Annotated in this window: 22 protein-coding genes and 1 pseudogene; 15 read left to right on the top strand and 8 right to left on the bottom strand. The window is 70.2% G+C overall.

Annotated elements, in window-relative coordinates:
* Nucleotides 1-29: 29 nt before the first annotated feature.
* Both Ahu01nite_RS38850 and Ahu01nite_RS38845 read left to right on the top strand, forming a co-directional pair.
* Nucleotides 30-657 (top strand): annotated as a pseudogene (locus tag Ahu01nite_RS38850) (transposase family protein); the annotation flags it as partial.
* 595 nt (nt 658-1,252) lie between these two features.
* The gene (locus Ahu01nite_RS38845) at nt 1,253-2,338 is read left to right on the top strand and encodes an IS630 family transposase (protein ID WP_203841736.1); all 1,086 of its coding nucleotides are present in this window, start codon (nt 1,253-1,255) and stop codon (nt 2,336-2,338) included.
* Here Ahu01nite_RS38845 and Ahu01nite_RS38840 read toward each other — a convergent pair.
* The 3 genes from Ahu01nite_RS38840 to Ahu01nite_RS38830 are packed head-to-tail and all read right to left on the bottom strand — an operon-like array spanning nt 2,335 to nt 4,710.
* Nucleotides 2,335-2,784 carry a hypothetical protein gene (locus Ahu01nite_RS38840; protein ID WP_203841735.1) on the bottom strand — a complete coding sequence of 150 codons (450 nt, stop codon included), beginning with the start codon at nt 2,782-2,784 and terminating at the stop codon, nt 2,335-2,337. The genes Ahu01nite_RS38845 and Ahu01nite_RS38840 overlap by 4 nt on opposite strands.
* Before the next feature lie 2 nt (nt 2,785-2,786).
* Nucleotides 2,787-3,374, bottom strand: coding sequence for an RNA polymerase sigma factor (locus Ahu01nite_RS38835; protein WP_203841734.1), 588 nt, complete (start codon nt 3,372-3,374; stop codon nt 2,787-2,789).
* Between the two features lie 46 nt (nt 3,375-3,420).
* Nucleotides 3,421-4,710: a S8 family peptidase gene (locus tag Ahu01nite_RS38830; protein ID WP_203841733.1), complete on the bottom strand. Its 1,290-nt coding sequence runs from the start codon at nt 4,708-4,710 to the stop codon at nt 3,421-3,423.
* A gap of 100 nt (nt 4,711-4,810) precedes the next feature.
* Here Ahu01nite_RS38830 and Ahu01nite_RS38825 point away from each other — a divergent pair, with 100 nt between their 5' ends.
* Nucleotides 4,811-7,657: a CHAT domain-containing protein gene (locus tag Ahu01nite_RS38825; protein WP_203841732.1), complete on the top strand. Its 2,847-nt coding sequence runs from the start codon at nt 4,811-4,813 to the stop codon at nt 7,655-7,657.
* Here the strand turns inward: Ahu01nite_RS38825 and Ahu01nite_RS38820 are convergent, their stop codons facing one another.
* The gene (locus tag Ahu01nite_RS38820; protein ID WP_203841731.1) at nt 7,658-9,589 is read right to left on the bottom strand and encodes a hypothetical protein; all 1,932 of its coding nucleotides are present in this window, start codon (nt 9,587-9,589) and stop codon (nt 7,658-7,660) included.
* A gap of 105 nt (nt 9,590-9,694) precedes the next feature.
* Nucleotides 9,695-11,443 carry a multicopper oxidase family protein gene (locus Ahu01nite_RS38815; RefSeq protein ID WP_203841730.1) on the bottom strand — a complete coding sequence of 583 codons (1,749 nt, stop codon included), beginning with the start codon at nt 11,441-11,443 and terminating at the stop codon, nt 9,695-9,697.
* A 124-nt stretch (nt 11,444-11,567) separates the two neighbouring features.
* On the opposite strand from Ahu01nite_RS38815, the gene Ahu01nite_RS38810 reads away from it, so the two are divergent.
* From Ahu01nite_RS38810 to Ahu01nite_RS38800, 3 genes are read left to right on the top strand one after another with little or no spacing between them, the layout of a single operon-like run.
* Entirely contained in the window at nt 11,568-13,355 is a 1,788-nt protein-coding gene (locus Ahu01nite_RS38810) for a right-handed parallel beta-helix repeat-containing protein (RefSeq protein WP_203841729.1), read from the top strand.
* On the top strand, nt 13,352-14,320 hold the full coding sequence (locus Ahu01nite_RS38805; RefSeq protein WP_203841728.1) for a pectinesterase family protein: 969 nt from the start codon (nt 13,352-13,354) through the stop codon (nt 14,318-14,320). Before Ahu01nite_RS38810 ends, Ahu01nite_RS38805 begins: the two co-directional genes overlap by 4 nt.
* A gap of 9 nt (nt 14,321-14,329) precedes the next feature.
* Nucleotides 14,330-15,022, top strand: a complete 693-nt coding sequence (locus tag Ahu01nite_RS38800; RefSeq protein ID WP_203841727.1) for a glycoside hydrolase family 12 protein — start codon at nt 14,330-14,332, stop codon at nt 15,020-15,022.
* Here the strand turns inward: Ahu01nite_RS38800 and Ahu01nite_RS38795 are convergent.
* The gene (locus Ahu01nite_RS38795; RefSeq protein ID WP_203841726.1) at nt 14,991-15,440 is read right to left on the bottom strand and encodes an SRPBCC family protein; all 450 of its coding nucleotides are present in this window, start codon (nt 15,438-15,440) and stop codon (nt 14,991-14,993) included. The two genes, Ahu01nite_RS38800 and Ahu01nite_RS38795, sit on opposite strands and share 32 nt — an antisense overlap.
* A gap of 73 nt (nt 15,441-15,513) precedes the next feature.
* Between Ahu01nite_RS38795 and Ahu01nite_RS38790 the strand changes: the two genes are divergently transcribed.
* The 5 genes from Ahu01nite_RS38790 (at nt 15,514) to Ahu01nite_RS38770 (ending at nt 19,407) form a co-directional block, all read left to right on the top strand.
* Complete coding sequence (locus Ahu01nite_RS38790; protein ID WP_203841725.1) at nt 15,514-16,149, top strand: TetR family transcriptional regulator; 636 nt, start codon at nt 15,514-15,516, stop codon at nt 16,147-16,149.
* Nucleotides 16,146-16,868: a hypothetical protein gene (locus Ahu01nite_RS38785; protein ID WP_203841724.1), complete on the top strand. Its 723-nt coding sequence runs from the start codon at nt 16,146-16,148 to the stop codon at nt 16,866-16,868. Before Ahu01nite_RS38790 ends, Ahu01nite_RS38785 begins: the two co-directional genes overlap by 4 nt.
* Nucleotides 16,868-17,401, top strand: coding sequence for a hypothetical protein (locus tag Ahu01nite_RS38780; protein ID WP_203841723.1), 534 nt, complete (start codon nt 16,868-16,870; stop codon nt 17,399-17,401). Before Ahu01nite_RS38785 ends, Ahu01nite_RS38780 begins: the two co-directional genes overlap by 1 nt.
* 41 nt (nt 17,402-17,442) lie before the next feature.
* Nucleotides 17,443-17,772: a hypothetical protein gene (locus tag Ahu01nite_RS38775; protein WP_203841722.1), complete on the top strand. Its 330-nt coding sequence runs from the start codon at nt 17,443-17,445 to the stop codon at nt 17,770-17,772.
* Between the two features lie 150 nt (nt 17,773-17,922).
* A complete protein-coding gene (locus tag Ahu01nite_RS38770; protein ID WP_203841721.1) occupies nt 17,923-19,407 on the top strand; it encodes a DUF7919 family protein in 1,485 nt (494 codons plus the stop codon).
* Here Ahu01nite_RS38770 and Ahu01nite_RS38765 read toward each other — a convergent pair.
* Together Ahu01nite_RS38765 and Ahu01nite_RS38760 are read right to left on the bottom strand one after the other, a co-directional pair.
* Complete coding sequence (locus tag Ahu01nite_RS38765; protein WP_203841720.1) at nt 19,385-19,969, bottom strand: hypothetical protein; 585 nt, start codon at nt 19,967-19,969, stop codon at nt 19,385-19,387. The genes Ahu01nite_RS38770 and Ahu01nite_RS38765 overlap by 23 nt on opposite strands.
* The gene (locus Ahu01nite_RS38760) at nt 19,966-20,385 is read right to left on the bottom strand and encodes an Asp23/Gls24 family envelope stress response protein (protein WP_203841769.1); all 420 of its coding nucleotides are present in this window, start codon (nt 20,383-20,385) and stop codon (nt 19,966-19,968) included. Before Ahu01nite_RS38760 ends, Ahu01nite_RS38765 begins: the two co-directional genes overlap by 4 nt.
* Nucleotides 20,386-20,549: 164 nt before the next feature.
* On the opposite strand from Ahu01nite_RS38760, the gene Ahu01nite_RS38755 reads away from it, so the two are divergent.
* From Ahu01nite_RS38755 to Ahu01nite_RS38740, 4 genes are all read left to right on the top strand, one after another.
* Nucleotides 20,550-21,059: a SigE family RNA polymerase sigma factor gene (locus Ahu01nite_RS38755; RefSeq protein WP_203841719.1), complete on the top strand. Its 510-nt coding sequence runs from the start codon at nt 20,550-20,552 to the stop codon at nt 21,057-21,059.
* Complete coding sequence (locus Ahu01nite_RS38750; protein ID WP_203841718.1) at nt 21,056-21,922, top strand: hypothetical protein; 867 nt, start codon at nt 21,056-21,058, stop codon at nt 21,920-21,922. Before Ahu01nite_RS38755 ends, Ahu01nite_RS38750 begins: the two co-directional genes overlap by 4 nt.
* Nucleotides 21,923-22,197: 275 nt before the next feature.
* The gene (locus Ahu01nite_RS38745) at nt 22,198-24,324 is read left to right on the top strand and encodes a VMAP-C domain-containing protein (RefSeq protein WP_203841717.1); all 2,127 of its coding nucleotides are present in this window, start codon (nt 22,198-22,200) and stop codon (nt 24,322-24,324) included.
* Entirely contained in the window at nt 24,321-25,361 is a 1,041-nt protein-coding gene (locus Ahu01nite_RS38740) for an AAA family ATPase (protein ID WP_203841716.1), read from the top strand. Before Ahu01nite_RS38745 ends, Ahu01nite_RS38740 begins: the two co-directional genes overlap by 4 nt.
* The last annotated feature ends 2 nt before the right edge of the window (nt 25,362-25,363 follow it).

Raw genomic sequence — 25,363 nt, 5'->3', positions numbered from 1 at the left:
GATCAGATGCCCCAACCGGGAGCCTCGCTGTGCTGTCTCACCCCGCCGCGATTCCGTTGTCCGCCGCAGCCTGAACCACCTCGCCGGCCTCATCCGGGCCCACCGCACCCAGCGCCGCTCCCGCTGGCGGCGCCCCGACCCCGGCCGGCAAGCCCTACTCGCCCTGGCCCACCAGCGTAACGGTGACACCCTGACCCGCCTGGCTTACGGATTCGAGATCGGCGTGGCCACCGCCTGGAGATACGTCCGCGAAGCCATCAATCTGCTCGCCGCCACCGCCGACGGCCTGAACACCGCGATGACCCGGATCCGCCGGCTCGCGTACGCGATCCTCGACGGCACCCTGATCCCGATCGACCGGGTCGCTGACCAGAAGCCTTACTACTCCGGCAAACACCACCGCCACGGCGTGAACGTGCAAGTGATCGCCGACCCGGCAGGCCGACTGGTCTGGGCCTCAGTCGCACTTCCCGGCTCCACCCACGACCTGTCCGCCGCCCGCACCCACACCATCATCAACGCCTCGACCAGCGCAAACGTGATGACCTTTGCCGACAAGGCCTCCTCACGAAGTTGCGCTGCTGCCCACGCCGCGCCACTGCGATCGTGCAGGCCATCCTCGTCCTGCACCACGTCGAAAACCCGCCCTACGCAGGACGAAAAAGGCTCATTGGCCGACCCGGTATAGAGGACATCCGGGAGGCCCTCCTTTGCCGCGATCCGCGCGCCAAGCAGCCTCACGACGAGGCGAGCGGCTGGCGCACGGATATGCCGACGCGAGGGGGTGACCTTGAGCACCTGATCAGTGCCGCGGCTCCCGGGCGCTACTGAAAAAGAGGGTGCAAAAGTCCCGCCGTGGCCATCGAAATCGATTATTGACAGCACGTTCCCCATTTATTCACGGTTGCGCCCAAAGGCGTACCGAAGGATCACACCGGTGCCGCCACCTCAAAGAATACGCCGTTGACTTCGGATGCCCGGAGAAGTCAATCCCGCTGATTTCCACCGGATTTGTGGCTTCGAGGCGATTACGGTCTGGCACTGCAGGACTTTCGGTGAGCGTGCACCGGCACATCCTGAGGGGATGCACATCTATCCGCATCGGGCTCTCCCGCCGGTATTCGCTGCGGTCATTCTTGGTGACGTAGCTGCCTTGGCCGCAGCAACGCTGAACCTCAGCCGGGAGGTTGAACGACAAGCTAGTGTCGCGTGTCTGAACTGATTTGACGGTGTGGGTGGGTGACAATGAGATATGTCGGTTGCCGCGCCGTTGGTTCTGCGTCCTGGTGATGGTGCTCGCCTTCGGGAGCTGACGCGTTCGTCGTCGGCGCCGGCGGGTCATGTGCAGCGAGCCCGGATGGTGTTGCTGGCGGCGGAAGGCTTGCCGAACGCTGAGATCGGGCGGCAGGTCGGGATGACCCGGCAGACGGTGATCGCCTGGCGGGCCCGGTACGAAACCGGCGGGATGGGTGCCCTGGCCGATCTGCCTCGATCGGGCCGGCCGCCGGTCATTGACGAGTCCTCGGTAATCACTTCGACGCTGAACCCACCACCGGACGTGCTCGGGGTGACGCATTGGTCAGCACGGCTGCTTTCGGATTACCTGACCCGCGGCGGAAAGCCAGTCAGCTTCGCCGAGGTCGCCCGGATCTGGCGGGACTGGGGCCTGCAACCGCATCGGGCCGAGACGTTCAAGTTCTCCACCGACCCGCAACTGGAAGCCAAGATCCGTGACGTCGTCGGCCTTTACCTCGATCCGCCGGCGAACGCGGTCGTCGTGTGCGTGGACGAGAAGTCGCAGATCCAGGCCCTCGACCGGACCGCACCCTTGCTGCCGATGCGGTTCGACCAGGCCGAGAAACGCACGCACGACTACAAGCGGCACGGCACCACCACCTTGTTCGCCGCCTTGGAGGTCGCCACCGGGAAAATCACGGCGGACGCCTGCTACCAGCGGCACCGCAACGGCGAATTTCTGGCTTTCCTCAAGCAGGTCGCCAAGGCTCACCAGCGCGTGAAGCTGCACGTGGTGGCCGACAACTACTCGACTCATAACCATCCGAACGTCAAAGCCTGGCTGGCCAAGAACCCGCGGATCACCATGCACTTCACCCCGACCAGCGCGTCGTGGATGAACATGGTCGAAATCTTCTTCGGCATCATCACCCGCCAAGCCATCCGCCGCGGCACCTTCACCAGCGTCAGCGACCTGATCGGCGCGATCCGCACCTTCATCGACGCCTACAACCAACGCTGCGAACCGTTCCGCTGGACCAAGACCGCCGACCAGATCCTCACCAAAGCCAACCGTCAAAAGACCTCAGACACACGACACTAGAGGTGGAAAGCGGCCGTGACGACGTCGGCGCAGGTCAAGGTGATGAGGCCGGTGGGGGGTGGGGCGATGCGGAAGGTGCCGTCGGGGTCGACGGGGACGCTGTAGGCGGCGCTGCCTTCGCGGTGGACGGTGACCTCGGTGGGGCCGGGTGGGACGAGTTGGCCGAGCAGGGCGGTGGTGGAGACGCCGAGCTCGATGGTGAGGGTGGACGATTCGAAGCTGAGGGTGCGCAGGTCGGCCTCTTCGGCGCGCAGGCCGGCCATGGCGAGTTCGTCGACCCGCGAGTCGTGGACGAGTTCGGCCAGCTCCGCCTCGATCGTGCGCCAGGTGTAGACGGCGCGCGCTGCTTCGCGTACCGATGCTGGGGTGGGGTCTGGGGTGTGGAGGGCCTGGGTCAGGACCTGGAGCAGGGCCTCGTCGCTCTCCTGCCAGTCGTTGCTGGTCATGGTCATCTCCTCACGGCGTGGCCGGCGTCGGCGATCAGGGTCTGCAGGGCCGCGCTGCGGCGCAGGCGGTCCAGGCAGCGGGAGCGGGTGGGGCCGATCGCCCCGCAGGGCATGGCGAGCCGGGTGCTGATCTCGGTGTACGCCGCCGGCGGATCGGTCATCAGCAGGCTGAACAGGGTGCGGCAGCGCTCCGGCAGCTCCGCGAACGCGACCCGCATCGCGGCGTGGAGCTCGTCGCGGATCAGGCCCGCGTCGATCGGGTCGGTGTCGTCGGCGGGGGTGCGGTCGAGGAGTGTGGTCAGGTCGTCGGGGCGTTCGCGCCGGCGGGATCGGTAGAAGCGGGTGCACTCGTGGGCCGCGGTGGTCATCAGCCAGCCGGGCAGCGCCTTCGGTTCGCGCAGTTTCGGCAGGTTCTCGACCAGGCGCAGCCAGACCGTCTGGCTCACGTCGGCCGCGTCGGCGGCGTCCAGGCGCCAGCGGCGGCACGTCGCGTAGACCAGTGGGGCGTACCGCTCCACCAGTGCGTTCCATGCCTGCGTGTCGCCGCCCGCCGCGGCGGTCACGAGGGCGGTGGGGTCGCCGTCGGCCATTGTCAGTTCCTCTCGCCAAAAACCATATTTTAGTAGGGCGAAACGGTCAGTCTCGGTGTTTGGGGAGCAGCGCCGACGTGGCGCCGTGCCGGGCGTCGTGCAGCAACCGGCGCAGGGCGGCGGGCGCGTCGGCCCCGCCCCGGCGCACGCGCGCGGCGATCAGACCCGACACCCAGGCCGAGGCGAAGGAGGTCCCGCTCCAGGCAGCAACCCCTTCATAGGTACGCGAGGAGCGCGCGTCCCCCGGATCGGTGATCGTCACACCGGGGCCGAAGTAGTTGCTGACCACGTTGACGCCGGGCGCGAGCAGATCGACCCACGGGGCGTCCGGGCTGAACGCGGCGGGCGTACCCGTGGCAGTGACCGCGCCGACCGCGAGCACCTCGTCGGAGGCAGCCGGCCAGAGCGGGCGCCGCGGGCCGTGATCGTCCTCGCCGTGGTTACCGGCTGAGGCCACCACGACCGTGCCCGGGCCGACGCGCTGCAGCGCGGTGCTGACCGCGAGCGACGGCTGGTTGTCGCCGGTGAAGTAGCCCGCCGACACGTTGATCACGTCGGCGCCGCGGGCCGCGCACTCCACCAGGTCGTTGGCGAGCTGCCACGTGGTGCCGCGGGCCCGGTCGTCCAGCGTGGCGCAGGCGAGGACGGCCGCGCCGGGAGCGTTGCGCAGGATGGTGCCGGTGATGAAGGTGGCGTGTCCCGCGGTGAACGGCAGCCCCTCCGGTCCGGGGGAGGGGTGCAGGGCGGACGGAGTGGCGAGGTACGCGCCGGCGAGCTCGCCGTGGTCCCACAGCCGGGTGTCGCAGACGGCGACGGTCGCACCCCGGCCGAGCGTGCCGTGCGGGCGGGGCAGGCCGCCGTCGAGCGCGTACCGCCCGCCTGGGGTGCCCTCGGGCGCGGGCAGTACGTACGTGTCCTCGGACAGTGACCGGCCGCCCCACCCGCCGTGCAGGATGTCGATCTCGCCGTCCACGCTCGCGGGCATCGCGCTCGTGCCGCCGCCGCTGATCACGTGCGCGCCGCCGACGGTCTCGACCTCGCGGTTCTTGCCGAGCACGGGCGTCCAGCCGTCGTAGTCGCGCCGGAAGTAGGCGCGCAGGTCCGCGAGCAGCGCGTCGACGGGGGAGTCCCCGCCGTCGACCGCGGTCCTGGAGTCCGTGGCGCGGCCCGTCAGCTCCAGCAGGGCGAGGCCGAGCGCGGGGCTGCGGCGCGGGTCGCGGACCGGCTCGATGCCGAGGACGCCCAGGCGGTCGAGGACCAGGTCGAGGTGTGCGAGCGTGACGATCAGTTCGTTGACCCGGTGCGCCGCGCCGCGCCCGGTGGTGGCCGTGCTCATGGTTCCCCCTTTCGATCGGGCCCTTCCCGATCCATGTTGCGGAGGGAGTACGGGCGGATTTGATACATAATGTGCCTGAGAGATCGGGCCGGGAGGGCGGATGACGCGGGACACCACCGCTCGCACGCTCGGCACCGGGGCGCTGGCCATCGCCGACGCCCAGCCACGCCGGGCCTGGGGCCTGGCCGGGCAGGCCCTGGAGCTGGCCCGCGTGGCGCACGACCCGGAGTCCGCCGCGATCGCCGAGCGGGCGCGCGGGCTCGCCGCCCTGCACCTCGCCGACCTGGACACCGCGCTGCGGTGCGAACGCGCGGCCGTGCGCCTGGCCCGCCGTGCCCGCAACCCCACGCTCGCCGCCGAGGCCCGGATGACCCTCGCGTACGTGCTGAGCTGCCGCGGCCGTCCGGGCCGTGCCATCGGCGTCATCGACCGGGCGTGCGCCGACCTCGACGGCCTCCAGCGGTTGCGGGCCGACGCCCAGCGCGGCGCGATCCTGCAGCAACTCGGGCGGCTCGGGGAGGCCCTCGACGCGTACCGGGACGTACTGCCCCGGCTGCGCGCCGCCGGCGACTGGGTGTGGACGTGGCGGGTGCTCAACAACCGCGGCGTGCTGCAGGTCTTCCGCTATCACTTCGCCGAGGCGCTCACCGATCTGCGCGAGGCCGAGCAGCTCAGCGAGCGCGAAGGACTCGGCCTGCTCGCCGCGCAGGTGCAGGAGAACCTCGGCTTCGCCCACAGCCGCCAGGGGGCGATCCCCGAGGCGCTGCGCCATTTCCAGGAGGCCGAGCGGCGCTACCGGGTGCTCGGCGTGGGCGTCAGCTCGCTGCTGCTCGACCGGGCCGAGACGCTGCTGTCGGTACGGCTCGCCCGCGAGGCCCGGGCAACCGCCGAGCAGGCCGTCGAGGAGCTGACCCGCACGCGCGGCGGTTTCAAGCTGCCCGAGGGCCATCTGCTGGTGGCGACCGCGGCCCTGCTCGCCGGCGACTGCGGCACCGCGCTGCCGGCCGCCCGCCAGGCCGCTACCGCGTTCACCCGCCAGCACCGCGGCGGCTGGAGTGCCCTCGCGCGGCTGGTCGGGCTGCGCTGCCGGCTCGGTCAGAACCTGCCCGTCGCGGTGTCGGAGGTGGTGCGCATCGCCGCGGCACTGGACGCCGCCGGCTGGCGGCTGCCCGCCCTCGACGCCCGGATCATCGCGGCCCGCCTCGCCCTGTCCCGCGGCCGTCCCGCGCAGGCCAGGACGCTGCTCGCCGACGGAATCCCCAGAACCGGCCCGGCCGAGCTGCGGATCCGGGCCTGCCAGGCGGTCGCGCTACGGCACCTGATCGACGGCCACCGCCGGGCTGCCAGCGCGGCGATCACGGCCGGCCTGCGCATCGCCGAGCAGTACCGCGCCACACTCGGCGCCCCCGACCTGCTGGCACACGTCTCCGGCCAGCGCACGGAACTGGCGGAGATGGGACTGCGAATGGCGATCGAGGCCCGCTCGGCCCGCCGGGTCCTCGCCTGGGCCGAACGCGGCCGGGCCAGCCACCTGCTGCTCACCCGCGCCCGCCCACCCGCGGACCCGGCCCTGGCCACCGCCCTGACCGAGGTACGCGCCGTGGTCGCCGAACTGGCGGACGCCCGCCGCGCGGGCCGCCCCGTCGCCGCCCTGGAACGCCGCCAGACGACCCTGGAGAACCGGGTCCGCGACCACCTGCACTCCCGCCGCGGCGACTACGCGGACGTAGCGGCACCCGCCACGGTGGACCAGCTCACCGCAGCGCTCGGCGACGCCGTCCTGCTCGAATACGTCGAGAGCGACAACCACCTCTACGTCCTGCTGGTCGCCGACGGCCGCGTACGCCTGCGCCCCCTGGGCCCGGTGGCCGCGATGACCGGCCTCCTGGAACACCTGCCGTTCGCCATGCGCCGGGCCGCGGCCGGGACAGGCCGCAGCGCGGAAGCAGCCGGCACGCTGCTCGTCTCACTCGGCACAAAACTCGACAACCTCTTGATCCGCCCGGTACGCCCGGACCTCGCCGGCCGCCCCCTCGTCGTAGTCCCCACCGGCCCGCTCCAGTCCCTGCCCTGGGCACTGCTCCCCTCCTGCACCGACCGCCCGGTCACGGTCTCCCCCTCCGCCACCCTCTGGCACCAGGCCGCCCACTCCCAGGCCGCCCGCTCCCAGGCCGCCCACTCCCAGGCCGTCGGCGGTACGGCCGCCGCATCGCCCGGTGCTGCTGGTGCTGCCGGTTCGGCGCAAACCGGTTCGGCTCAGCTCGGTTCGGCTCAGCTCGGCTCGGTTCAGGCCGGCTCGGTTCAGGCCGGATCTGATCAGGCCGGATCTGATCAGGCCGGATCTGATCGGGCCGGTTCGGTGCGGGCCGGTGGCATACGGAGCGCGAGGTGGCTTGCGGTGGCTGGGCCGGATCTGCCCGGGGCCGGGGCGGAGATCGAGGCCCTGCGCCGGCTGAACCCCGAGGCCGGGGTGCTCACCGGCGAGGCTGCGACGGCGGGTGCGGTGCTGGCGGCGCTGCCCGGCGCGGGGCTGGCTCATCTGGCAGCGCACGGCACGTTCCGGCGGGACAACCCGTTGTTCTCGTCGCTGCGGCTCGCGGACGGGCCGCTGACCGTCCATGATCTGCAGACGCTCGACGGCGTACCCGAGGTGGTGATTCTCGCGGCCTGCGACAGTGGGCTGTCGCTGGTCTGCCCGGGCGACGAACTCCTGGGGTTCTCCGCCGCGCTGCTGGCCATGGGCTCCCGAGCCCTGATCGCCGCGATGCTGCCGGTCCCCGACGGGCCGTCGGCGGTCCTGATGACGACCCTGCACCGGGAGCTCGCGGCCGGGGCCCCTCCGGCGACGGCCCTCACGACCGCCCGCCGCGACCTTCTCACCGACGGCGGCCCCGCCGAGCGCGTAGCCGCCGCCGGCTTCGTCTGCATCGGCGCCGGCCTCACCTGATCAAGCCGCAAGCCCGTGCAGAACCGGCACCACCGCACCCGGCCCGGCAGCACCCGGCACCGCCGCACCCAGCTCGGCAGCAGCAGGTACAGCAGCGGTGGCAGCGGGCACCCTGGGCCGGGTGCCGGTGGCGAAGCGGCTTTCGGGCGCGAGCAACAGTTCCAGGCGCTCGAGGTCGGCGCACGCGCGGGCGGCGGCGACCCGTTCGAGATGCTCCTGGAAATGCGCGACCATCCGGATCTGCCCGGCGGCGAGCGTGTGATGGCCTCCCGAGACCAGCCGATCGGCCCAGCTCAGCAGTGGATGCGACGTATCGCAGGGCAGCGCCGTCACCTGCGAGACCTCGTCGAGCAACCGCCGCAGCGCACCCAGGTCGCGCCTTTCCGGGGCGCTGAGCACGGCGAACAGGTCCATCCGGTGGACGTCGTCCCAGGCGGTGAGCGTGCCCTCGAACCACATCCGGTCCAACCGGCTCAGCGCGAGGGCGGCCCGCCCGAGGATCGAGGTTTCCGCCAGGTCGCGTTCGGCGAGGATGCCCGCGATGTTCTCCTCCAGGAACGGGCCGTGGAAGCCGGTGTCGGGGTCCATGTAGCGCAGGATCTGCGCGCCGCCGACCCCGACGCCGTCGACACCGGTGCAGACGGCGCCGGCGAGGTTGTGCAGGCGGAAACCCGCGGAGAAGTACGTCAGCAGCCCCCGTTCGTGCGCCCGGTGCACGAGCGTGACGGCTTCGGCGTACGACAGCTGCTCCAGCACGCACCTGCTCGGGTACGTGTTCGCCGTGCCGTCCCAGGTGACCTTGTCGAAGCCGCCCGCGCGGGTCAGGGCGATGCCGAGCAGCCCGATCTCGAGCCGGTCGACGATCATCCGGCCGTCGAGCAGGCCCCCGGCGCGGTCGTCGAAGAACGGCGTGTTCACGTTGAACGCGGCGGACAGCACCTGCGTGAAGCGGTCCCGGGTGACGCCGGCACGAACCGCTCGCATGAACCGGACGGCCTGCCGCGCGGTCATCCCCTCGATGGCGATCTTGCATTCGGCGATGCCCTGCGCGAACAGCGCCGAACAGGCCGCGGCGACGGTCCGGCTGGTCTTCAGCATCGACGGCTCGACGGGACCCTCGAAGACGGGCCGCCCCACGTACGACGAGACCGGCGCGTCGTCACCGACCAGCAGACGTACCTGCGCCACCGTCCGCGGGTCCGGGATCCGGTACGGCTCGACGTGCGTGCGGTCCTGGTGCCCGCCGCGTTCGAGATGTTCGATGTGGACGATGACGCCGTCGAGGTTGCCGAGCGCGCGCACCGTACCGTCGAGATGGCCTTCACCCGGGTCGGTGACCGACATGTACGTCTGGTGGTCCCGGAACCCCGAGGTGCCCCACGTGCGCGCCGATCCGGCACCCCGGGCCAGCGTCTCGAAGGCGAACCGCTCCGCGACGAGGTGCTCGGCGGTGGGCCGGTGCCCGTCCCGGCGGGCCGTCGCGGTGAGGTCCCGGAGCGAGTCCAGCAGGGAGGCGCCGCCGAGCCGCAGCTCCAGGGCGCCGTCCACCGCCGTGATGAGCGAGCCGGCCCCGCCCGGCCCGAGCCGCAGCGTGTCGGCGAGCGCGGTCAGCACCGCCGAGTAGGCCGCCCAGACCTCGGCGACCGTGGCGGACGGATCCAGCACGACGCCGAGCCCGCGCACCACCTCGGCGAGGGCACCGCCCCGGCCGGGGAACTCGTCTGCCAGCCGCCGGCCCTGCTCGACCAGCTCCGCGTAGCTCTCGTCCAGGCTCATCGCCTCGGCGAGCGCCGCCCCCTGCAACTGCCGGTACTCCGCGTCGACCGGGACCGTCGCCTTGACCCACCGTGCGCCGGCCTGGCGCAGCAGGTCCCTCGCGTGGGCCACGGCCACGGCCCGCACGGTCCCGTCAGGAATGCGGAAAACATCCATCAGTCTTTCCCCCGTTGTGCGGCCGGCGAAGGTGCCGGCTGGTTGCTCGTTACGCAGATCGGAGCAGCCCACCGGCACCTTGATACGGCGGGATTCGCCACACTGTCAGTGCTCGTGCCCGCCGGGCATGCCGGGGACACCGGCGGGCATCACGAGGAACGGCCGCATCATCCCGGCGTCCTCGTGCTCGAGGAGGTGGCAGTGGTAGACGTAGCGCCCGCTGTGCCCGGTGAAGCGCGCGGCGACCACGGCCATCTCGTTCGGGTTGACGCGAACGGTGTCCTTCCAGCCCTGCTCCAGCGGCGGGGTCTCGATCGTGCGCAGATATCGGACAGCCGGGTTCGCCTCGCCGGTGGCCGGGTCGAAGCCGCTCGCGTCGTACACCTCGCGCCGCAGGATCTGGAACTGCACGAGATGCAGGTGGATGGGGTGCATCTGGCCGCTGAGGTTGAGCACCCGCCAGATCTCCCACGAGTCCTGGACGACGTGGATCGTCGCGGCGTCGGCCCAGGTCCCGGCCGCCACCCGGTATCCGGTGCTCGCCCCGCTGACATCGCTCACCTGCACGATGCCGGGACCGGCGGCGGACTCCTGCATCTCGCGCAGGGGCTTCGTGGATTTGACCAGCATGATCATGCGATGCCCGTGCTCGTGGGGGAGGTCGTCGTGGGTGAGGCGGCGGAAGGTCGGTGACAGCGCACCTGGTACGCGTACCCGCGGGATCGGACCTTGGGCACGCTCGACCCGCAGCTGCATGACCTGGGGGAACGCCAGTCGGTGCGCGGCATCGGGTTGTCCCGGCGGCACCTCCGCGGGCCTGCCCAGATAGGGTGCCGCCGCCGTGTTCACCAGGGTCAGGGTCCGGCCCGCCTGCGCCTGCAGGTCGATCAGGACGTCGGCGCGTTCCGCGGGTGCCAGGACCAGGCCTTCCACGGGTACGGGCACCGGGGCCCCGAGCAGACCGCCGTCCGTCCCGATCACGTGCAGCACATCGGGAACGGGATCGCCGCACTCGTCGAGCAGCACCAGCCGGTACGTGCGGGCGTTCGACGCGTTGACCAGCCGCAACCGGTGCAGCGCGGGCCGCATCCTCGCGTAGGGCCAGATCCGCCCGTTGACGCACGTGTACGGCCCGAAGAACTCGTTCGCCCCGGTCTCCGTCTTGTGCAGCAGCCGCCCGGTGAACAGCCCGTCCTCGTCCAGGTCGAGGTTCACGTCCCGGATCGTCAGCGCCAGCTCGCGCCGTCCCGACGGCAGGTGCAGCCCGGCCTCCTCCTCGTCGCGGATCAGATACTGCCCGGCGAGCCCGGCGTACACCTGGTAGGCCGTGAGGTTCATGGCGTGGTCGTGATACCACAGCCCGCTCGCGCGCTGCCGGTTCGGATACGTGTAGATCGACCGCTCTCCCGGCGAGACGCCGTTTTCGGGCCACCCGTCGCTGTCGCCCCCGACCGCCGCCCCGTGCACATGCACCGCGGTCCAGGCAGGGACGTCGGACAGATCCTTGGGTACGCCACCCGAGCGGCCCGGCTCGTTCTGGCTCCCGGGCGGCGCGGCGACCGACGCGAACGGCAGCGGTCCGGTCAGCTCGTTGATCCAGTGCACGCGCAGGGTCTGATCGCGCGACACCTCGATGGTCGGGCCGGGCAGATGGCCCTCGTACGCCCACACCGGGGTCAGCGGTAACGCCCGGTGCAGGCTCACCTCGGCGGAGCGGGCGCGGATCTTCAGGACGCCGGCGCGCCGTCCGGTCCGCGGTGGTCGTAGCACCGGTGCGACCGGCAGCTCGTCGACGAACGGGGTCAGCGTGGCGCCGGTGCGGACGGGTGCGGGTGTGCTCATGGTCATGGTCATGGAACACATTGTGGCGACCTTGGATGCAACAAACCTGCAAATCCAATTCATTGACTGATGTATATCTCTGGTGGGACATTCGGCTAGCGGCATTCAGTCACATTCCCGACAAGGAGAAATTGCTATGGCGCCATCTTTGCGGGCCCGCACACTGCGCCGGGCGGCCGGCGCCGGAGGGCTGATAGCCCTGGTGACAGCGGGTCTGGTGATATCGGTGGCGACCGCGCAGGCGGCTACGGTCTTCACCGCAGACTTCGAATCGGGCAGCACCAGCGCGTGGTCGAAATCGGGCGGCACATGGTCGATCGTCGCCGATGGATCACCGACTCTCCGGCAGACCGTCGCCACCGGTGAGAATGCCCGGGAATTCGCCGGCGACACCGCCTGGACCGACTACACGGTCTCGGCGCGGGTCAAGCCGCTCTCGTTCGCGTCGAACGGATTCGCCGGACTGCTGGCGCGGGCCGGCAGCGCGACCACGTTCTACCGGCTGGCGCTGCTGCCCGGCAACCAGGCGCAGCTGCAGGCCGTCAACAGTGGCGCGGTCACCGTCCTCGGCACGGCGTCCCGCACCGTCGCCACGGGCACCTGGTACACGCTGAGTCTCACCGTCTCCGGCTCCACGATCACCGGCAGCGTCGACGGCGCCGCGGTCGGGTCCGCCACGAACTCGTCCGTCTCCGCGGGGCGGATCGGGCTGCAGACGGCGTACGCGACAGCCGGTTTCGACGACGTCACGGTGAACACCACCGGCGGGTCCACCCCCTCGTCCCCGGCGACTACCAGCCCAACCCCCAGCACGACGCCCACGACGCCTCCGCCCACCGGTGACGCGATCTACGCGTCGCCAACAGGAAGTGCGAGCGCTGCTGGCACGATCTCCGCGCCCACGACCCTCGTCTCGGCGCTCACCCGGGTCGCGGCCGGCGGCACGATCTACCTGCGCGGCGGCACCTACAGCTCCACGGCGACCGTCACGATCGCGGCCGGGAACAACGGCACGTCGAGCGCCCGCAAGACGCTCTCGGCGTACCCGGGCGAAACTCCGGTCTTGAACTTCTCCGCGCAGACCGAGGACCCGGCCAACCGCGGCCTGGCACTCAACGGCAACTACTGGCGCCTCTACGGCCTGGTCGTCGAACGCGCCGGGGACAACGGGATCTTCGTCGGCGGCAGCAACAACATCGTCGAGCGGACCATCACCCGCTACAACCGCGACTCCGGCCTGCAGCTGTCCCGGATCGCGTCGGACACCCCGAACAGCCAGTGGCCGGCGAACAACCTGGTCCTGAGCGCCGAATCGCACGACAACGCCGACTCGGACGGCGAGGACGCGGACGGTTTCGCCGCGAAGCTCACCATCGGCACCGGCAACGTCTTCCGCTACGACGTGTCGCACAACAACATCGACGACGGGTGGGACCTCTACACGAAGACCGACACCGGCGCGATCGGCCCGGTGACGATCGAGGACTCGCTGTCCTACACCAACGGCACGCTGAGCAACGGCACGGTCAACGCGAACGGCGACCGCAACGGCTACAAGCTCGGCGGCGACGACATCGCGGTCAACCACATCGTCCGGCGCAACGTGGCGTACAACAACGGCCACCACGGGTTCACGTACAACAGCAACCCCGGCACGATGACGATCTCGAACAACGTCGGCGTCAACAACGCCGAGCGCAACTTCTCGTTCGACGCGGGCACCTCGGTCTTCCGCAACAACACGTCGTGCCGCAGCAGCAGCGGCTCCAACGACAAGACGGTCGGCGACGCGGACAGCTCCAACCAGTTCTGGACCGGCACCAACGGCTCCCGCTGCGCGAACCTCACCGGCGCCCTCGGCTGGTCGTTCGCCTCCGACGGCAGGCTGGTCGTCACCTTCGGCGGAAAGGTCGTCACCCCATGATCGCTCCACTGCTGCTCGTCGCCTCGCTGTTCGTCGCGCCCACCTCCCTGGCCGCCACGATCACCGTCGCGGCGGACGGCTCCGGCAACTACACCACCATCCAGGCGGCGATCAGCGCCGCGACCACCGGCACGATCATCACCGTCAAGCCCGGCACCTATCAGGGTCAGGTGCAGATCCCGGCCAGCAAATCGGGCATCACCATCCAGGGCTCGACCGGCACGTCCGGCGACATCGTCATCACGGGCAACAAACCCCAGTCCACCGCGGGTACGGCCGGGAGCGCGACGGTCTACAACCTCGCCGCGAACACCACCATCAAGGGCCTGACGATGCAGAACACGTACGGCGAGGGCAGCCAGGCCCTCGCGCTGTACGCCGCCGGCGACCGTCAGACGTACCGCAACGTCCAGATGAAGGGCTACCAGGACACGTTCCTGTCCTGGGGCGGCACGGGCAGTTCCCAGATCCGCCAGTACGTCTACAAGTCCTACATCGAGGGTGCCGTCGACTTCATCTACGGCAACGGCGCGGTCGTCATCGACTCCACGACCATCAAGTCCCTCGACCGCAACAGCACCAACAACGGCTACATCACCGCCGCGGCGACCAACGCCTCCAACGCGTACGGCATCCTCATCACCCGCTCGACCCTGCAGGGCCCGTCCGCCACGCAGACCGTCGCCCTGGGCCGCTGCTGGCACGCGGGCGGCGCGGCCGACGCCATCGGTCAGGTCCTGGTCCGCGAGTCCACCCTCGGCGGCCACATCCGCCAGGCCGGCGCGTGGCAGGACATGAGCGGCTTCTCCTGGAAGACCTGCAGATTCAACGAGTACGCGAACACGGGCTCGGGTGCTTCCACCGGCACCAGCGACCGCCCGCAGATGTCCGCCTCCACCGCGGCGAACTACACCTCCCAGAAGTACCTGGCCGGCTCCGACGGCTGGAACCCCGTCGTTTCGTAAAGAGGCTCTGTGAAAACCTCCGTCCGTACGATCATCGTCCTGCTCGTCGCCGCGCTCACCGCTCTGATCGGGGCACCGGCCCAGGCAGCCGTCTGGTCGTCCACCGACCGCTGGGGCACCTGGACCAGCAACGGCTACACGCTCTACAACAACGTCTGGGGCTCCGGCTACGGCCCGCAGACCATCTGGGCCAACTCGGCGTCGAACTGGGGCGTCTGGGCGAACCACCCGAACACCGGCGGCATCAAGAGCTACCCCAACGCCACGAAGTACGTCGGTAAGAAGGTCAGCGCCCTCGGTACCACCACGAGCAGCTTCAACGTCACGGTGCCGACCAGCGGGGTCGCGTTCACCACGGCGTACGACATCTGGAGCTCCGACAACGCCCACGAGATCATGCTCTGGATGAACAAGTACGGCGCGGTCGGCCCGCTCGGCACGCTGCAGACCACCACGTCGGTGGGCGGCCACACGTGGGCCATCTACCGCGGCTCCAACGGGAGCAACCAGGTGTACTCGTTCGTGCGTACCAGCAACACGAGCTCCGGCACGGTCGACATCCGAGCCATCGCCCAGTGGATCCGCACCCAGGGCTGGTTCGGCGACGTCACCATCGGCAACGTCCAGCTCGGCTACGAGATCACGTCGTCGGCGGGCGGGAAGGACTTCGTCACGAACTCCTTCTCAGTGACTGCTTCATAAGTACGGCCGGCACAGCTTCGTTCAACATCTTCTTCCTGACCGTACGCAACAGACGCGACATGAAGAACCCACCGGCACCCGAGAACCCTGTGTGCTCCCAGGTGAACCGGGTGCCGGTCGGCGTCGCCTCCAACCGGTACGCCACGAACGACGGCGCCTCACCCTCATCCCCGACCCACGTGTACCGCAGCAGCCGAGGCTCCTCGACCTCCAGAACCTCGCAGTCGACGATCCCGCGCCACCCCATCACGGGCTTCGCGACCAGCCGGAACCGCGTCCCCGCCACGGCCGCGAACCCCTCCGGCCGCCCACCCTGCCCGGTCACGGTCCACTGCGCGACCAGCTCGGGCTCGGTCAGCACCCGCCAGACCTCCTCGATCGGGTACGCGTACTCACACACGATCCGGAACTCACTCATGAGATCTCCTTTTACGGTCGCCAGAAATTTACAGTAGCAGTAATTTTCCTGGCACCATACTAAGCTCGTCCTCATGACCGAAGGCCTCCGCGAACGCAAGAAGCGCGAGATGCGCCGCCAGCTGTCCGACGCGGCGGCGCGCATGTTTCTGGAGAAGGGCTTCGACGCCTTCCGCGTGGCCGACGTCGCGGAAGCCTGCGGCGTCTCGGAAAAAACGGTCTTCAACTACTTCCCGACCAAGGAATCCCTGGTCCTGGACCGCCTGGAAACCACGATGTCAGCGCTACGCACCGGCCTGGCCGACTCCTCGGTGCCCCCGGTCCAAGCGGCCCTCCGCATCCTCGCCGAAGAACTCACGGGGATGACCTCAGCCCTGACGGACCCCGAGGCCATCGCCGGCCACCGCCGCTTCGGCGCCCTGATCGGCTCCACCCCGTCCCTCCGCGCCTACCAGAGCAACACCATGGACCGCTTCGTCACGGTGGCCGCCGAGCTGCTCGCCGCCCGCACCGGCCTCGCCCCCACCGATCCGGAACCCACCATCGCCGCCACGGCCCTCCTGGGCCTCTGGCGAGTCCAATACCAATCCCTCCACCGCCACCTGACCACCACATCGGACCCCGTCACGCTCCAGACCGAGGTGACGGCCGACGTCCACCGCGCCGCCCACCTGCTCGAAACCGGCCTCACCCACTGGCCGTCCCCGTGACCTCGGGTTATCTCCTGGAGTCGCCGGTCGCCCTGTCGGCCCGAGCCGTCCGCTTCCTGCGCTCCGGATCGCACCGGGTAACGGTCGACCGAGGCCTCACCGGCGACCGCCTGCGCCGCGAGATCAACCGGGTCCACGGCCGCCCGGACGACGACATCGTGACCCTCCTGGCCCAACTTCAGACGCGCTACAGCGGACTGACCTACACCAGCGGCTTCTTCCAATCAAAGGTGACATTCGCCCCCGTCTGCGAACCCGAGCACCCCGACGAAGAGCTGGAGATCCTCTACGCCGTGGAGACCGGCAGCATCGCCGGCGCTTCCGTGAAGCCCACCGGCCAGGTCGAGATCGGCATCGACGCGCTGTCCACCATCGAGTTCGGCAATCTCGACGCCCTGATCGAATGCGACGCCCTGTACGCCGAAGCCTCCCGCAGCGGGCCCGAGCGCCGCAGCTACTCAACCCCCGGTGCAGTGGGGGAGCTGCTCGACCACCTGATGTCCGACCCCTCCCTCAGCCTCCGCCCGGCCCCCGAAGCAACCGGCCACCACACCCACTGGCTCACTGCCGACGACACCATGGTCGCGCTCGAAGGCGCGTGGTCCGAGGTCAGCACGATGCCCCCGATGATCCGTTCCTGGCCCCGCCACGACCACGCAGCCTCCCGCCTCGACGCTGTCCTGCGGAGCTTTCGCGCTGAGCGAGTGGGGGATCGCTGATGGACATCATCCTGGACCCGCCGCGCGGGGCCGCGGGTATCCACCTCGGCGTCCCTGTCGCCGAGGCGGAGCGGGTGCTGGCAAACCTCCCAGGATTCCTGGGGCCCGGGGTGGCCAGGGGCGTCCGGGGAGCCGCGCATTTCTCGGGTGGCCTGACGATCCGGGCCCACGAGGACGGAGCCGGCCGAGTGGACGCGGTGGAGGTGTACCGCCCCTCCGACCCGTCCTTGAACGTCATCTATAAAGGAGTGTCGATATTCGGCGACGGCGCCGAGAGGGTGGAAGCCGCTCTCGCGCGGCACCTTCGTCTGGAAACCGTCGATGACAGGCTGACCGTCGTAGCTCCGGATGCATTCCTGGCATTGGGAAAGTCCCTGTCCGTTTACGGCAATGCGATTGATTCGGGGTTCTTCGAGTCAGTCGTCGTCGCAGCGCCCGGCTATTACGACGATGTCAAGCAGTCGCAGTCGCCAGTTGTCTGCGGTGGGCCGGTCGCCGCCCCTGACCCAGACGGACAGGGGGCCCTGTTCTGAGGTCAGATAATGTGGAGCGCGACTTCAGGAGGGTCTCGGCCATGAAATACTCTGATTGGGGCGGCCTTGGATTACGCCAGTTCCAACTGGTGCAATGCAGGGTCTCCGGCCATCGTGGACGATTTGGTGTGGAAGTAATAATCGAGCGTCCCGTGCCGGGTGTTCCTGCCTTCATCGACTTCGTCCTGCTCTCGGACAACGGACAGGTCGGCCCGGACGACTACCCCGCCGTCGGACAGCTCCTCGACGCGGTGACCATCGACATCATGCCGAACGACGAGCTGAGGCTCTCCTCCAGCCCATCCTCGGTGGCGAGAGCCCAAAGGCTGGCCGACGACGAGAAAGATGCCGGCTCCGATGGTCTTGGATGATCGGGACACTCGTCGGAACAGGCAGGTCCTGGGCCCCTGACGTATCTGATGTTCTGCGATTATGAATACAATTTCAACGGCTTTGTCGAGGTCGGTATGAGCGTCGAGGAAGTCGCTGCTGTCGCCGATGTGGCGCTGAACTGAGGTTGCGTGGAGTATCTCGATCTTTCGCCGTACGAATACATGCCGCATCCGCTCCCGCTGGTCAACATCGGGTGGCTGGGGTCGGAGCGCGGGTTGCAGAGCGTCACAGGCTCAGCACCGCTGACGGATGAGGACATCGAGCGGGTTCGGGCTGCCTCGCCGCGGGTGGGGAGCATGCATCTCGGGTTTCATGACTGCGAGTTCTGTACGGACTATGCGCCGTTCGATGGCAACGGTGAGTATCGGTACTACGCCGGCAACGGGGTGGTCTATGCCGCGCCGGTGATGATCCTGCATTACATGGAGGTGCATCGGTATCGGCCGCCGCAGGTGTTTCTGGATCAGCTGCCGACGGGTGACGTGCTGGCCTGGGACGGCCGGGCCGAGCGGCTGGTCGAGGTGGCCCGTGACCCGGCCGGGGATCTGGAGGATCGGGTCCTGGCGGTGGTCGATCTGGCCAACTGGAAGGATCCCCGCGCCCTGGAGGTGATCATGGTCGCGGCCCACGACGAGGAGATCGCCGATTGTGCCGGCGACAAAGTCGGCAAGTCGCTCGCGGCTTACCTGGACAGCGGCCTGGCGATCGACGACCTTCACCCCATGGTCCGGTACGGCATCGAGGACTCCCGCGTCGTCTGGCCCAGCGTGCTCCGGGAGAGGCAGGTCCGGCGGTGGCTCAAGGAGACCTGGGATCGCGCCCGGAAGGTGGTCATCGCGGACGGCGGGGAGGATGGGCAACCGGTTGCCGGGCGGGAGGTGCTTGCCACCGTTGAGGACGAGACCGCGTTGCGGCAGTTGCGGGAATGGACCACGTCCGGGAATTTGCGGGGTGATGTCTGCCGGTGTCCCGGGGATCTGACGGTGGCGGTCTATGACGCTGAGGACGTGCTGCTCGGGTCGGGGACCCTGCATCCGGGGAGGGTTTCCTGGGAGCGGGAACGGTTCCGGAATGATCTGCTCGTCGACGACATCGGCCTTCGGCTTTTCCTGTCCGGGCTTGGCGTCGGTGGAAGCTCGAGCGCTTTGCTGAGCGATCTTCTGACCAAGCTGGACCTGGTCGACGACGGAGCTGAATGCCGGCAGGCCGGGGACGTCGCCGCCCTTGAGGCGAGTCGCGTGCCGCCCGTGTTGTTCGACCATCTGCGAGACCACTCGGGGCTGGAGGCGGCCGGGTTCGGGGCGGACACGATCGGGGTGATGGTCGGGGACCTCGTGAGGTCGGCGGGGCAGAGAGGCGCGGTGCGGCAGGTGCTGGCATGGCTCGGGTCCGTGGTGTGGCCGACCGAGGCGCTCGGTGGGGATGGGCAGGTCGCCAAGCGGATGCTGGAGAGCCTGGGCGGCGTGGAGCGCGAGCTGGCCGGGCTCACCGAGCCGGCGGAGGTCATGGGTGCCGTGGTCTGGGCGATTTTCCGGGGTGGGGACGACACCGACGTCATGAACGCGGTGGGGCCGGCCGTCGGGCGGGTGCTCAGATCAGGGACAGGCCGCTGATCGCGGCTTTCTGGGACGTTTTCGAGGCGAAGGCGCTGACGGACGAGCCCTGCGCGGAGACCTGCACCGAGATCCAGCCCGCCTCGAAAAGCAGCGTGGTGGTTGACGAGCCCTGCTGGTTGACGCAGCTGGTCGCGTAGCCCGCGCCGTCCGGTGGGGACGGGAGGTCGGTGGTGCAGTCGCCGGTGCGGCGTTTTACCTGGTCGAGCATGGACGCCGGGGTGTCGGTGCCGGGGCGGCGGAGCAGGTAGGTGACCTGGATCAGCGCCGGCGGCGTGGACGCGGTCGAGGAGGCTTCGCCCGAGCACTGGTGGATGCCGGGTTCTGCCCGGTCGGCGGGGCCTTGGCTCAGCTTCCAGGGGGCGTCCGTCGCGGTGGCCATCAGGGCGATGACGTCCGTGCAGGTCTGCTCGACCGGCTGCAGCGACGGCTCAGGCGACGATGAGGGCGAGGGCGCAACCGAAGGTGCCGGCTTGGCGACGGGTGAGGAGCTGGTGCAGCCACCGGAAAGAAAGACCAAGGCGAAAAAGGGCGCTGCTGTGCGTACGGTGAAAGGTGTCATGCGGTCATCCTGATGTCATCGACCTTGACGTTGACGTTCTCGACGTGCAGGCCGTAGTTCTCCACCGCCTCGATGACCGCGGTCCGGACGGCGACCGTGACGTCGGAGACGACCTCGCCCGCCGCGATGACCAGGACCACCGTGATCGCGACCTTGGTGCCCTCGACGCGGGCCGAGACGCCGCGGGTGGCGTCGCCGACCTCGTCGAGGCCGATCTTGTCGAGGACGGAGTTCATGAAGCGGGCGACGTCACCGCCGAGCTCGGCGACGCCCGGGACCGATCGGGCCGCCGCGCCGGCGATCTTCTCGACCACCTCGCGGCCGACCGAGGTGCTGCCGCGGTAGGCGGGGACCTCGACCACGCCGGCGCCGCCCTGGTCGGGGATCGGGGCCTGGATGACGGCCGGGAGGAACATCTCCAGCGTACGGTCGCCGGGGGCGGTGGCCTCGTCGCTCAATTTTCTACCCTCGATAGTTCCACTGGCGGAAAGTCGTGCGCGGCGAGACTACTAGCCAAAGGCGTGCAACCGTTCGGCGGTCCGGCTCCGTGCTTAACGGGACCGAACGGATAGGGGTGGGGATGAGCGATCGCGATGTGGCGTTCGCCGAGTACTTCGCGGCCCGGTCAGGGGCCATGCGGGGAACGGCGTTTCTGCTCTGCGGTGACTGGCACCGGGCGGAGGACCTGGTGCAGACCGCGTTCACCAAGCTCTACAGGCACTGGAACCGGGTCTCACACCACGAGGCGCTGGATCCGTACGTGCGGCAGGTGCTGATCCGCACCTACATCGACGACGGGCGCCGGGGGTGGTGGCGGCGTGAACGGCCGTCCGACACGCCCGCGGACCGGCCCGCGCCGGCGGCGTCCTCCGACGATCGGCTGGTGCTGTTGCAGGCGCTGGCCGAGGTGCCGCCCCGGCAGCGGGCGGTGCTGGTCCTGCGCTACTGGGAGGACATGACGGTCGACGAGACCGCGGCCGCCCTGGGGTGCTCGGCCGGCACCGTCAAGAGCCAGGCGTCGCGTGGCCTGGACGCCCTGCGGGCGCTGATGACCCCACCCGTCACTGTGGAACGAGGAGCAACCCGATGAACGAGAACGACTTCCGCGCGGCCCTGCGCGACACCATGACCCTCAGCCCCCCGCCCCCGATGGACTCGGCCACGGCGGTCGGTGCGGGACGCCGGTCCGTACGCCGCCGCAACTCGGCGGTCGGCGCCGGCGCGGCCGCCGTCCTCGTCGCCGCGACCGCCCTCGCGGTGAATCCCGGGATATGGTTGAGCAGCGAAAACGCCCCGGCGGCCCCGGCGGCGGCGGTGCCCTCGGTGCTGGCGAGCCCGGCCGCGGCCGGGGACAAGACCGAGCCCGCGTGGCCGACCGACGGCGACGGAAAGCCGCAGACCGACGCCACCAGCCGCTCCGGTCCGCGCTACGAGAAGGGCAAGGCGCTGCTGGCCGGGCTCCTCGCCGTCGTCCCCGACGGCTGGACCGCCCCGACCGGCAACGTCGGCGAGGATGACGATGCCATTCCGCTGCAGTACCACCAGGCCGCCGTCGACGACATCAAGAAGGACATCTGGACCTACAGCGCCAACGCGGCGGTGGCCAAGGACGGCAGGACCGGGCAGCTGGCCGTGGAGGTGCACACGGCGAACAGCGGCCTCCCGCAGGATCCGTGCCAGCTCGCCAAGTCCCTCTGGGGCCTGGGCGGCAACTGCACGGTGGTCACGGTCGGCGGGCTGAAGGTCGGCACGGCGACCCCGGGGCCTGGCGACGGAGGCCCGGAGCAGTGGGCGGCCTACCGCCACCCGGACGGCGTCGCGGTCTTCGTCATGCAGCAGCGCACGGCCACCAACGGCTCGGACAACCCGCCGGCGCTCAAGGACCTGCCGCTGCCGGTGGCCGGGCTCGCGGCCCTCGCCGTCGACGAGCGTTTCCACGTCACCGATAACTGAGACCGGTCACCGATAAATGAGATCATATTTACCTGATCAAATATCTGCCATTGTGCGCGGCCGTGCTGCTCTGTAACACTGTGGACCGGGGACAGTTATAAATACAATGTGATCTCAGGGTACGGAATGGGGTCGTGAGTTGGCGCGGAAACGATCGATATCGGCCGTCGACGCGTCCGGCACAGATCGATTCCCACGATGGCGCCATAACCGCCCCGCCGTCCCGGCCGCCTGAGGTGGAGCCGTCGTCAGCAGGCCGCCATGAGCGACCGGCCGTGCCCGAAGGTGATGTCTGGTCCGATGTGACGATCGGGATCATCGCCGCGAAATCGGTCGAGGGGGCCGCGATGCGAGCCTTGATGACCGGCCCGCGGGTCGCGCGTCTCGAGAGCGACCCTAACGAATACCGGGTCGGGCATCTCGACAGCCTGGAACCGGGCCGGCCGCACCGGGTCGTGCTGGTCACCCTGCCCGAGGACAACAACCGCAACGCCGCCTCGACCTGCACCGACATGCTGCGCAGCTTCCCCCGGATCCGCTGCGTCGTCATGGCCGGGATCGCGGGCGGCGTGCCGGCCCCCGAGGACCCGCCCCGGCACGTACGCCTCGGCGACGTCGTCGTCGCGCTCGAGGGCATCGTCGACTACGGGCACCTGCGGCAAGGCCCTGAGGGCGCCGAGCCACGCCGCCCGATCAGCGGCATCTCGATGCACCTCAAGCGGGCCGCCCAGCACCTGGAACAGGGCCAGATGCTGGGGGAGGCGCTCCCCTGGCCGGGCCTGCTCGCGCCGCCCGGGGAGCGCCCGATGGCGGTCTTCGCCCGGCCGTCCGACGAGGCCGACCAGCTGCACCGGGGGCGCCGGGAGATCCCGCACCCGGACCGGGCGCTCTCCGGCCATCCCGACGGCGTCCCGAAGGTCCATTTCGGTGCCGTGGGCTGCGCCGACGTGCTGCTCAAGGATGCCGAGCTGCGTGACCAGCTCGCGGCCCGGCACGGGATCATCGCCTTCGAGATGGAGGCCGCGGGGGTGGCCACAGGGGTCGCCAACCGGGGCCTGAGCTGGTTCGTCGTCCGCGGGATCGTCGACTACTGCGACGGCTGGAAGAACGACCGCTGGCACGCGTACGCAGCCCTGGCCGCCGCCGGTTGCCTGCGCGCCGTGCTGGCCCAGTGCCCGCCGTTCCCGGTCGCCTGGCGGATGGCGCCCACCGGAGTGCGTACCCTGCTGCCGGAATGGGAGATGGACCGCCTGCACGCCCTGCTGGACCAGGCCCGGGGTGTCGACGGCAGAGCGGTGTGGCCGGCCGCCACCGGTGGCCTGATACCCCTGCCGGTCAGCCCCGCGACGCTGAACGAGCTCGCCGTCCTGCTGGCCCGGCAGAACGCCCGCCCGGACCTCGTTCCACCGCTGCTGGCCTTCGCGGAGCACGTCGCCGCCCGGGTCCCGCACCGCCTCGCGGGGGAGTTGCGGGCCTGGACCGACCTGGTCGCCGAGCAGATCCTGCACCTCGACGACCGGATGCGCGCCTACCGTCAGCGGCTCGAGGAGTCGCGCGGCCACGAGCTCCCGGCCGGGACCCGCGCCGTGCCGATCCGGCCCTGCCTGCTGATCCAGATCGAACGGGACGACATCGACAGCGAGCGGTGCGAGGTCCGCTACTGGATTCAGCGCCGCAGCGACCGGTGGCAGCCGGAGCCGAGCAACCCCGGGCAGACCACGTTCCGCCAGATCGAACGCGTGTTGCAGGGCGCGATCCAGCACGCGGAGACGAGCTGGCGTGACTCCGCCGACGGTGAACCGGTCGAGATCGAGCTCCTGCTCCCCGGCGACCTGCTGCGCCAGGCCGTCGAATGGTGGAACACGGAGCTGGAGGCGCCGGCACCCACACCGCTGTGCCTCGACTACCCGGTCGTGGTGCGCAGCCTGGACCGGATGCGCGCGCCGTACAGGCACCGGATCTGGAACCAGCGGTGGCGTGCGATGTGGCAGCAACCGGCCCGGCACCAGGTCTACCGGGGCCGCGAGGACCCGGTCAAGGAGGAGCTGGGGCCCTGGAACGCGCGCCTGCGGGAACGCCGCGACGTCACGACCGTCGTGCTCGGCAGTTCCCCGGATCACGAGTCCGGCAGCCACGAGCTGGAGTCGGCGCTCAACGCCGGGATCCCGGTGATTCTCTGGGACCGCCGGCCGGGCTCGCCGGCCCCGGAGATCGCCGAGCTGCTGACCGAGGCCACCGACGGATCCCCCGCAGACCTGCTCGCGAGCATCCGGACCCTGCGGGTGCAGGCGGCCCTGCTGCCGGAGGGCCCGGACACCCGCGAGCGGCATCCCGGCCGGCATCTGGCCCTGCTCTGGGACGACCCCGACCGCAACGTCTACGAACCAGGGGAGCAGCCATGACGAGCGCCGCAGTGGGAGCGGGTACGACCGGTGACCAGCCGCCGCCCTGGTGGTTGTACCGCGGCGACGGCATCCCGGCGGGCGACGACTCGCGCCGCCGGCTGCCGGACCCGCCGCCGTGGCGCAGCTTCCACGGCGAGCCGCTCCAGCCGCCGCCGGACGAGCGGGACGAGGAGATCGACCGCAAGCTCGGCCGGCCCGACACGCACGCGGTGCGCCGCGCCGACCGGGCCGAGTGCGACATGGTCAACGCCGCGGTCATGCTGCGCCGCCCGCTGCTCGTGACCGGCAGCCCCGGCAGCGGGAAGTCCAGCATCGCGTTCCGGCTGGCCCGGGAGCTGCGGCTCGGCCGGGTGCTGGAATGGCCGATCACCAGCCGGACCACGCTGCGCTCCGGACTGTACGAGTACGACGCGATCGGCCGCGCCCAGGCGGCGATGGCCGCGCCCGGCTCCGAGCCCCGCACCGGGGACTTCGTGCGGCTCGGGCCGCTGGGGACGGCGCTGCTGGCGTACGAGCGGCCCCGGGTCCTGCTCGTCGACGAGCTCGACAAGAGCGACATCGACCTGCCCAACGACCTGCTGCACATCTTCGAGAACGGCCAGTTCACGATCCCCGAGCTGGTGCGGGTGAGCCGGCGCGAGGCCACGACGTCGGTCTACACCGACGATCCCGACCGGGTCGCGGAGATCCACGACGGCCGGGTACGGTGCCGCGCCTTCCCGATCGTGGTGATCACCAGCAACGGCGAGCGCGAGTTCCCGCCCGCGTTCCTGCGCCGCTGCCTGCGACTGGACCTGTTCATGCCGGGCGCCGACGACCTCGCCGCGATGGTCCGGGCCCAGCTGCCGCTGCTCGTCGACGGCCAGCGCCAGCTGATCGACGACTTCCTCAACCGCCCGGCCGGCGACTCGCTCGCCCGCGACCAGCTGCTCAACGCGGTGTTCCTGACCACCGGTGGCGCGTACGCCGAGGACCGCGAGGCCTGGCAGCGCCTCATCACGGGCATCTGGCACTCGCTCTCCCTGGAACGGTAGGA

Origin of the sequence: Winogradskya humida (assembly GCF_016862215.1) — a bacterium.
Classification (GTDB): Bacteria; Actinomycetota; Actinomycetes; order Mycobacteriales; family Micromonosporaceae; genus Actinoplanes; species Actinoplanes humidus.
Note: the sequence above shows the minus strand (reverse complement) of the source record. Positions and strands in the feature narration are given on the sequence as shown.

Coding starts and splice junctions, on each gene's coding strand:
- Ahu01nite_RS38845 (WP_203841736.1), top strand. CDS start 1,253: ATGTCGGTTGCCGCGCCGTTGGTTCTGCGTCCTGGTGATGGTGCTCGC.
- Ahu01nite_RS38840 (WP_203841735.1), bottom strand. CDS start 2,784: ATGACCAGCAACGACTGGCAGGAGAGCGACGAGGCCCTGCTCCAGGTC.
- Ahu01nite_RS38835 (WP_203841734.1), bottom strand. CDS start 3,374: ATGGCCGACGGCGACCCCACCGCCCTCGTGACCGCCGCGGCGGGCGGC.
- Ahu01nite_RS38830 (WP_203841733.1), bottom strand. CDS start 4,710: ATGAGCACGGCCACCACCGGGCGCGGCGCGGCGCACCGGGTCAACGAA.
- Ahu01nite_RS38825 (WP_203841732.1), top strand. CDS start 4,811: ATGACGCGGGACACCACCGCTCGCACGCTCGGCACCGGGGCGCTGGCC.
- Ahu01nite_RS38820 (WP_203841731.1), bottom strand. CDS start 9,589: ATGGATGTTTTCCGCATTCCTGACGGGACCGTGCGGGCCGTGGCCGTG.
- Ahu01nite_RS38815 (WP_203841730.1), bottom strand. CDS start 11,443: ATGACCATGACCATGAGCACACCCGCACCCGTCCGCACCGGCGCCACG.
- Ahu01nite_RS38810 (WP_203841729.1), top strand. CDS start 11,568: ATGGCGCCATCTTTGCGGGCCCGCACACTGCGCCGGGCGGCCGGCGCC.
- Ahu01nite_RS38805 (WP_203841728.1), top strand. CDS start 13,352: ATGATCGCTCCACTGCTGCTCGTCGCCTCGCTGTTCGTCGCGCCCACC.
- Ahu01nite_RS38795 (WP_203841726.1), bottom strand. CDS start 15,440: ATGAGTGAGTTCCGGATCGTGTGTGAGTACGCGTACCCGATCGAGGAG.
- Ahu01nite_RS38790 (WP_203841725.1), top strand. CDS start 15,514: ATGACCGAAGGCCTCCGCGAACGCAAGAAGCGCGAGATGCGCCGCCAG.
- Ahu01nite_RS38780 (WP_203841723.1), top strand. CDS start 16,868: ATGGACATCATCCTGGACCCGCCGCGCGGGGCCGCGGGTATCCACCTC.
- Ahu01nite_RS38775 (WP_203841722.1), top strand. CDS start 17,443: ATGAAATACTCTGATTGGGGCGGCCTTGGATTACGCCAGTTCCAACTG.
- Ahu01nite_RS38765 (WP_203841720.1), bottom strand. CDS start 19,969: ATGACACCTTTCACCGTACGCACAGCAGCGCCCTTTTTCGCCTTGGTC.
- Ahu01nite_RS38760 (WP_203841769.1), bottom strand. CDS start 20,385: ATGTTCCTCCCGGCCGTCATCCAGGCCCCGATCCCCGACCAGGGCGGC.
- Ahu01nite_RS38755 (WP_203841719.1), top strand. CDS start 20,550: ATGAGCGATCGCGATGTGGCGTTCGCCGAGTACTTCGCGGCCCGGTCA.
- Ahu01nite_RS38750 (WP_203841718.1), top strand. CDS start 21,056: ATGAACGAGAACGACTTCCGCGCGGCCCTGCGCGACACCATGACCCTC.
- Ahu01nite_RS38740 (WP_203841716.1), top strand. CDS start 24,321: ATGACGAGCGCCGCAGTGGGAGCGGGTACGACCGGTGACCAGCCGCCG.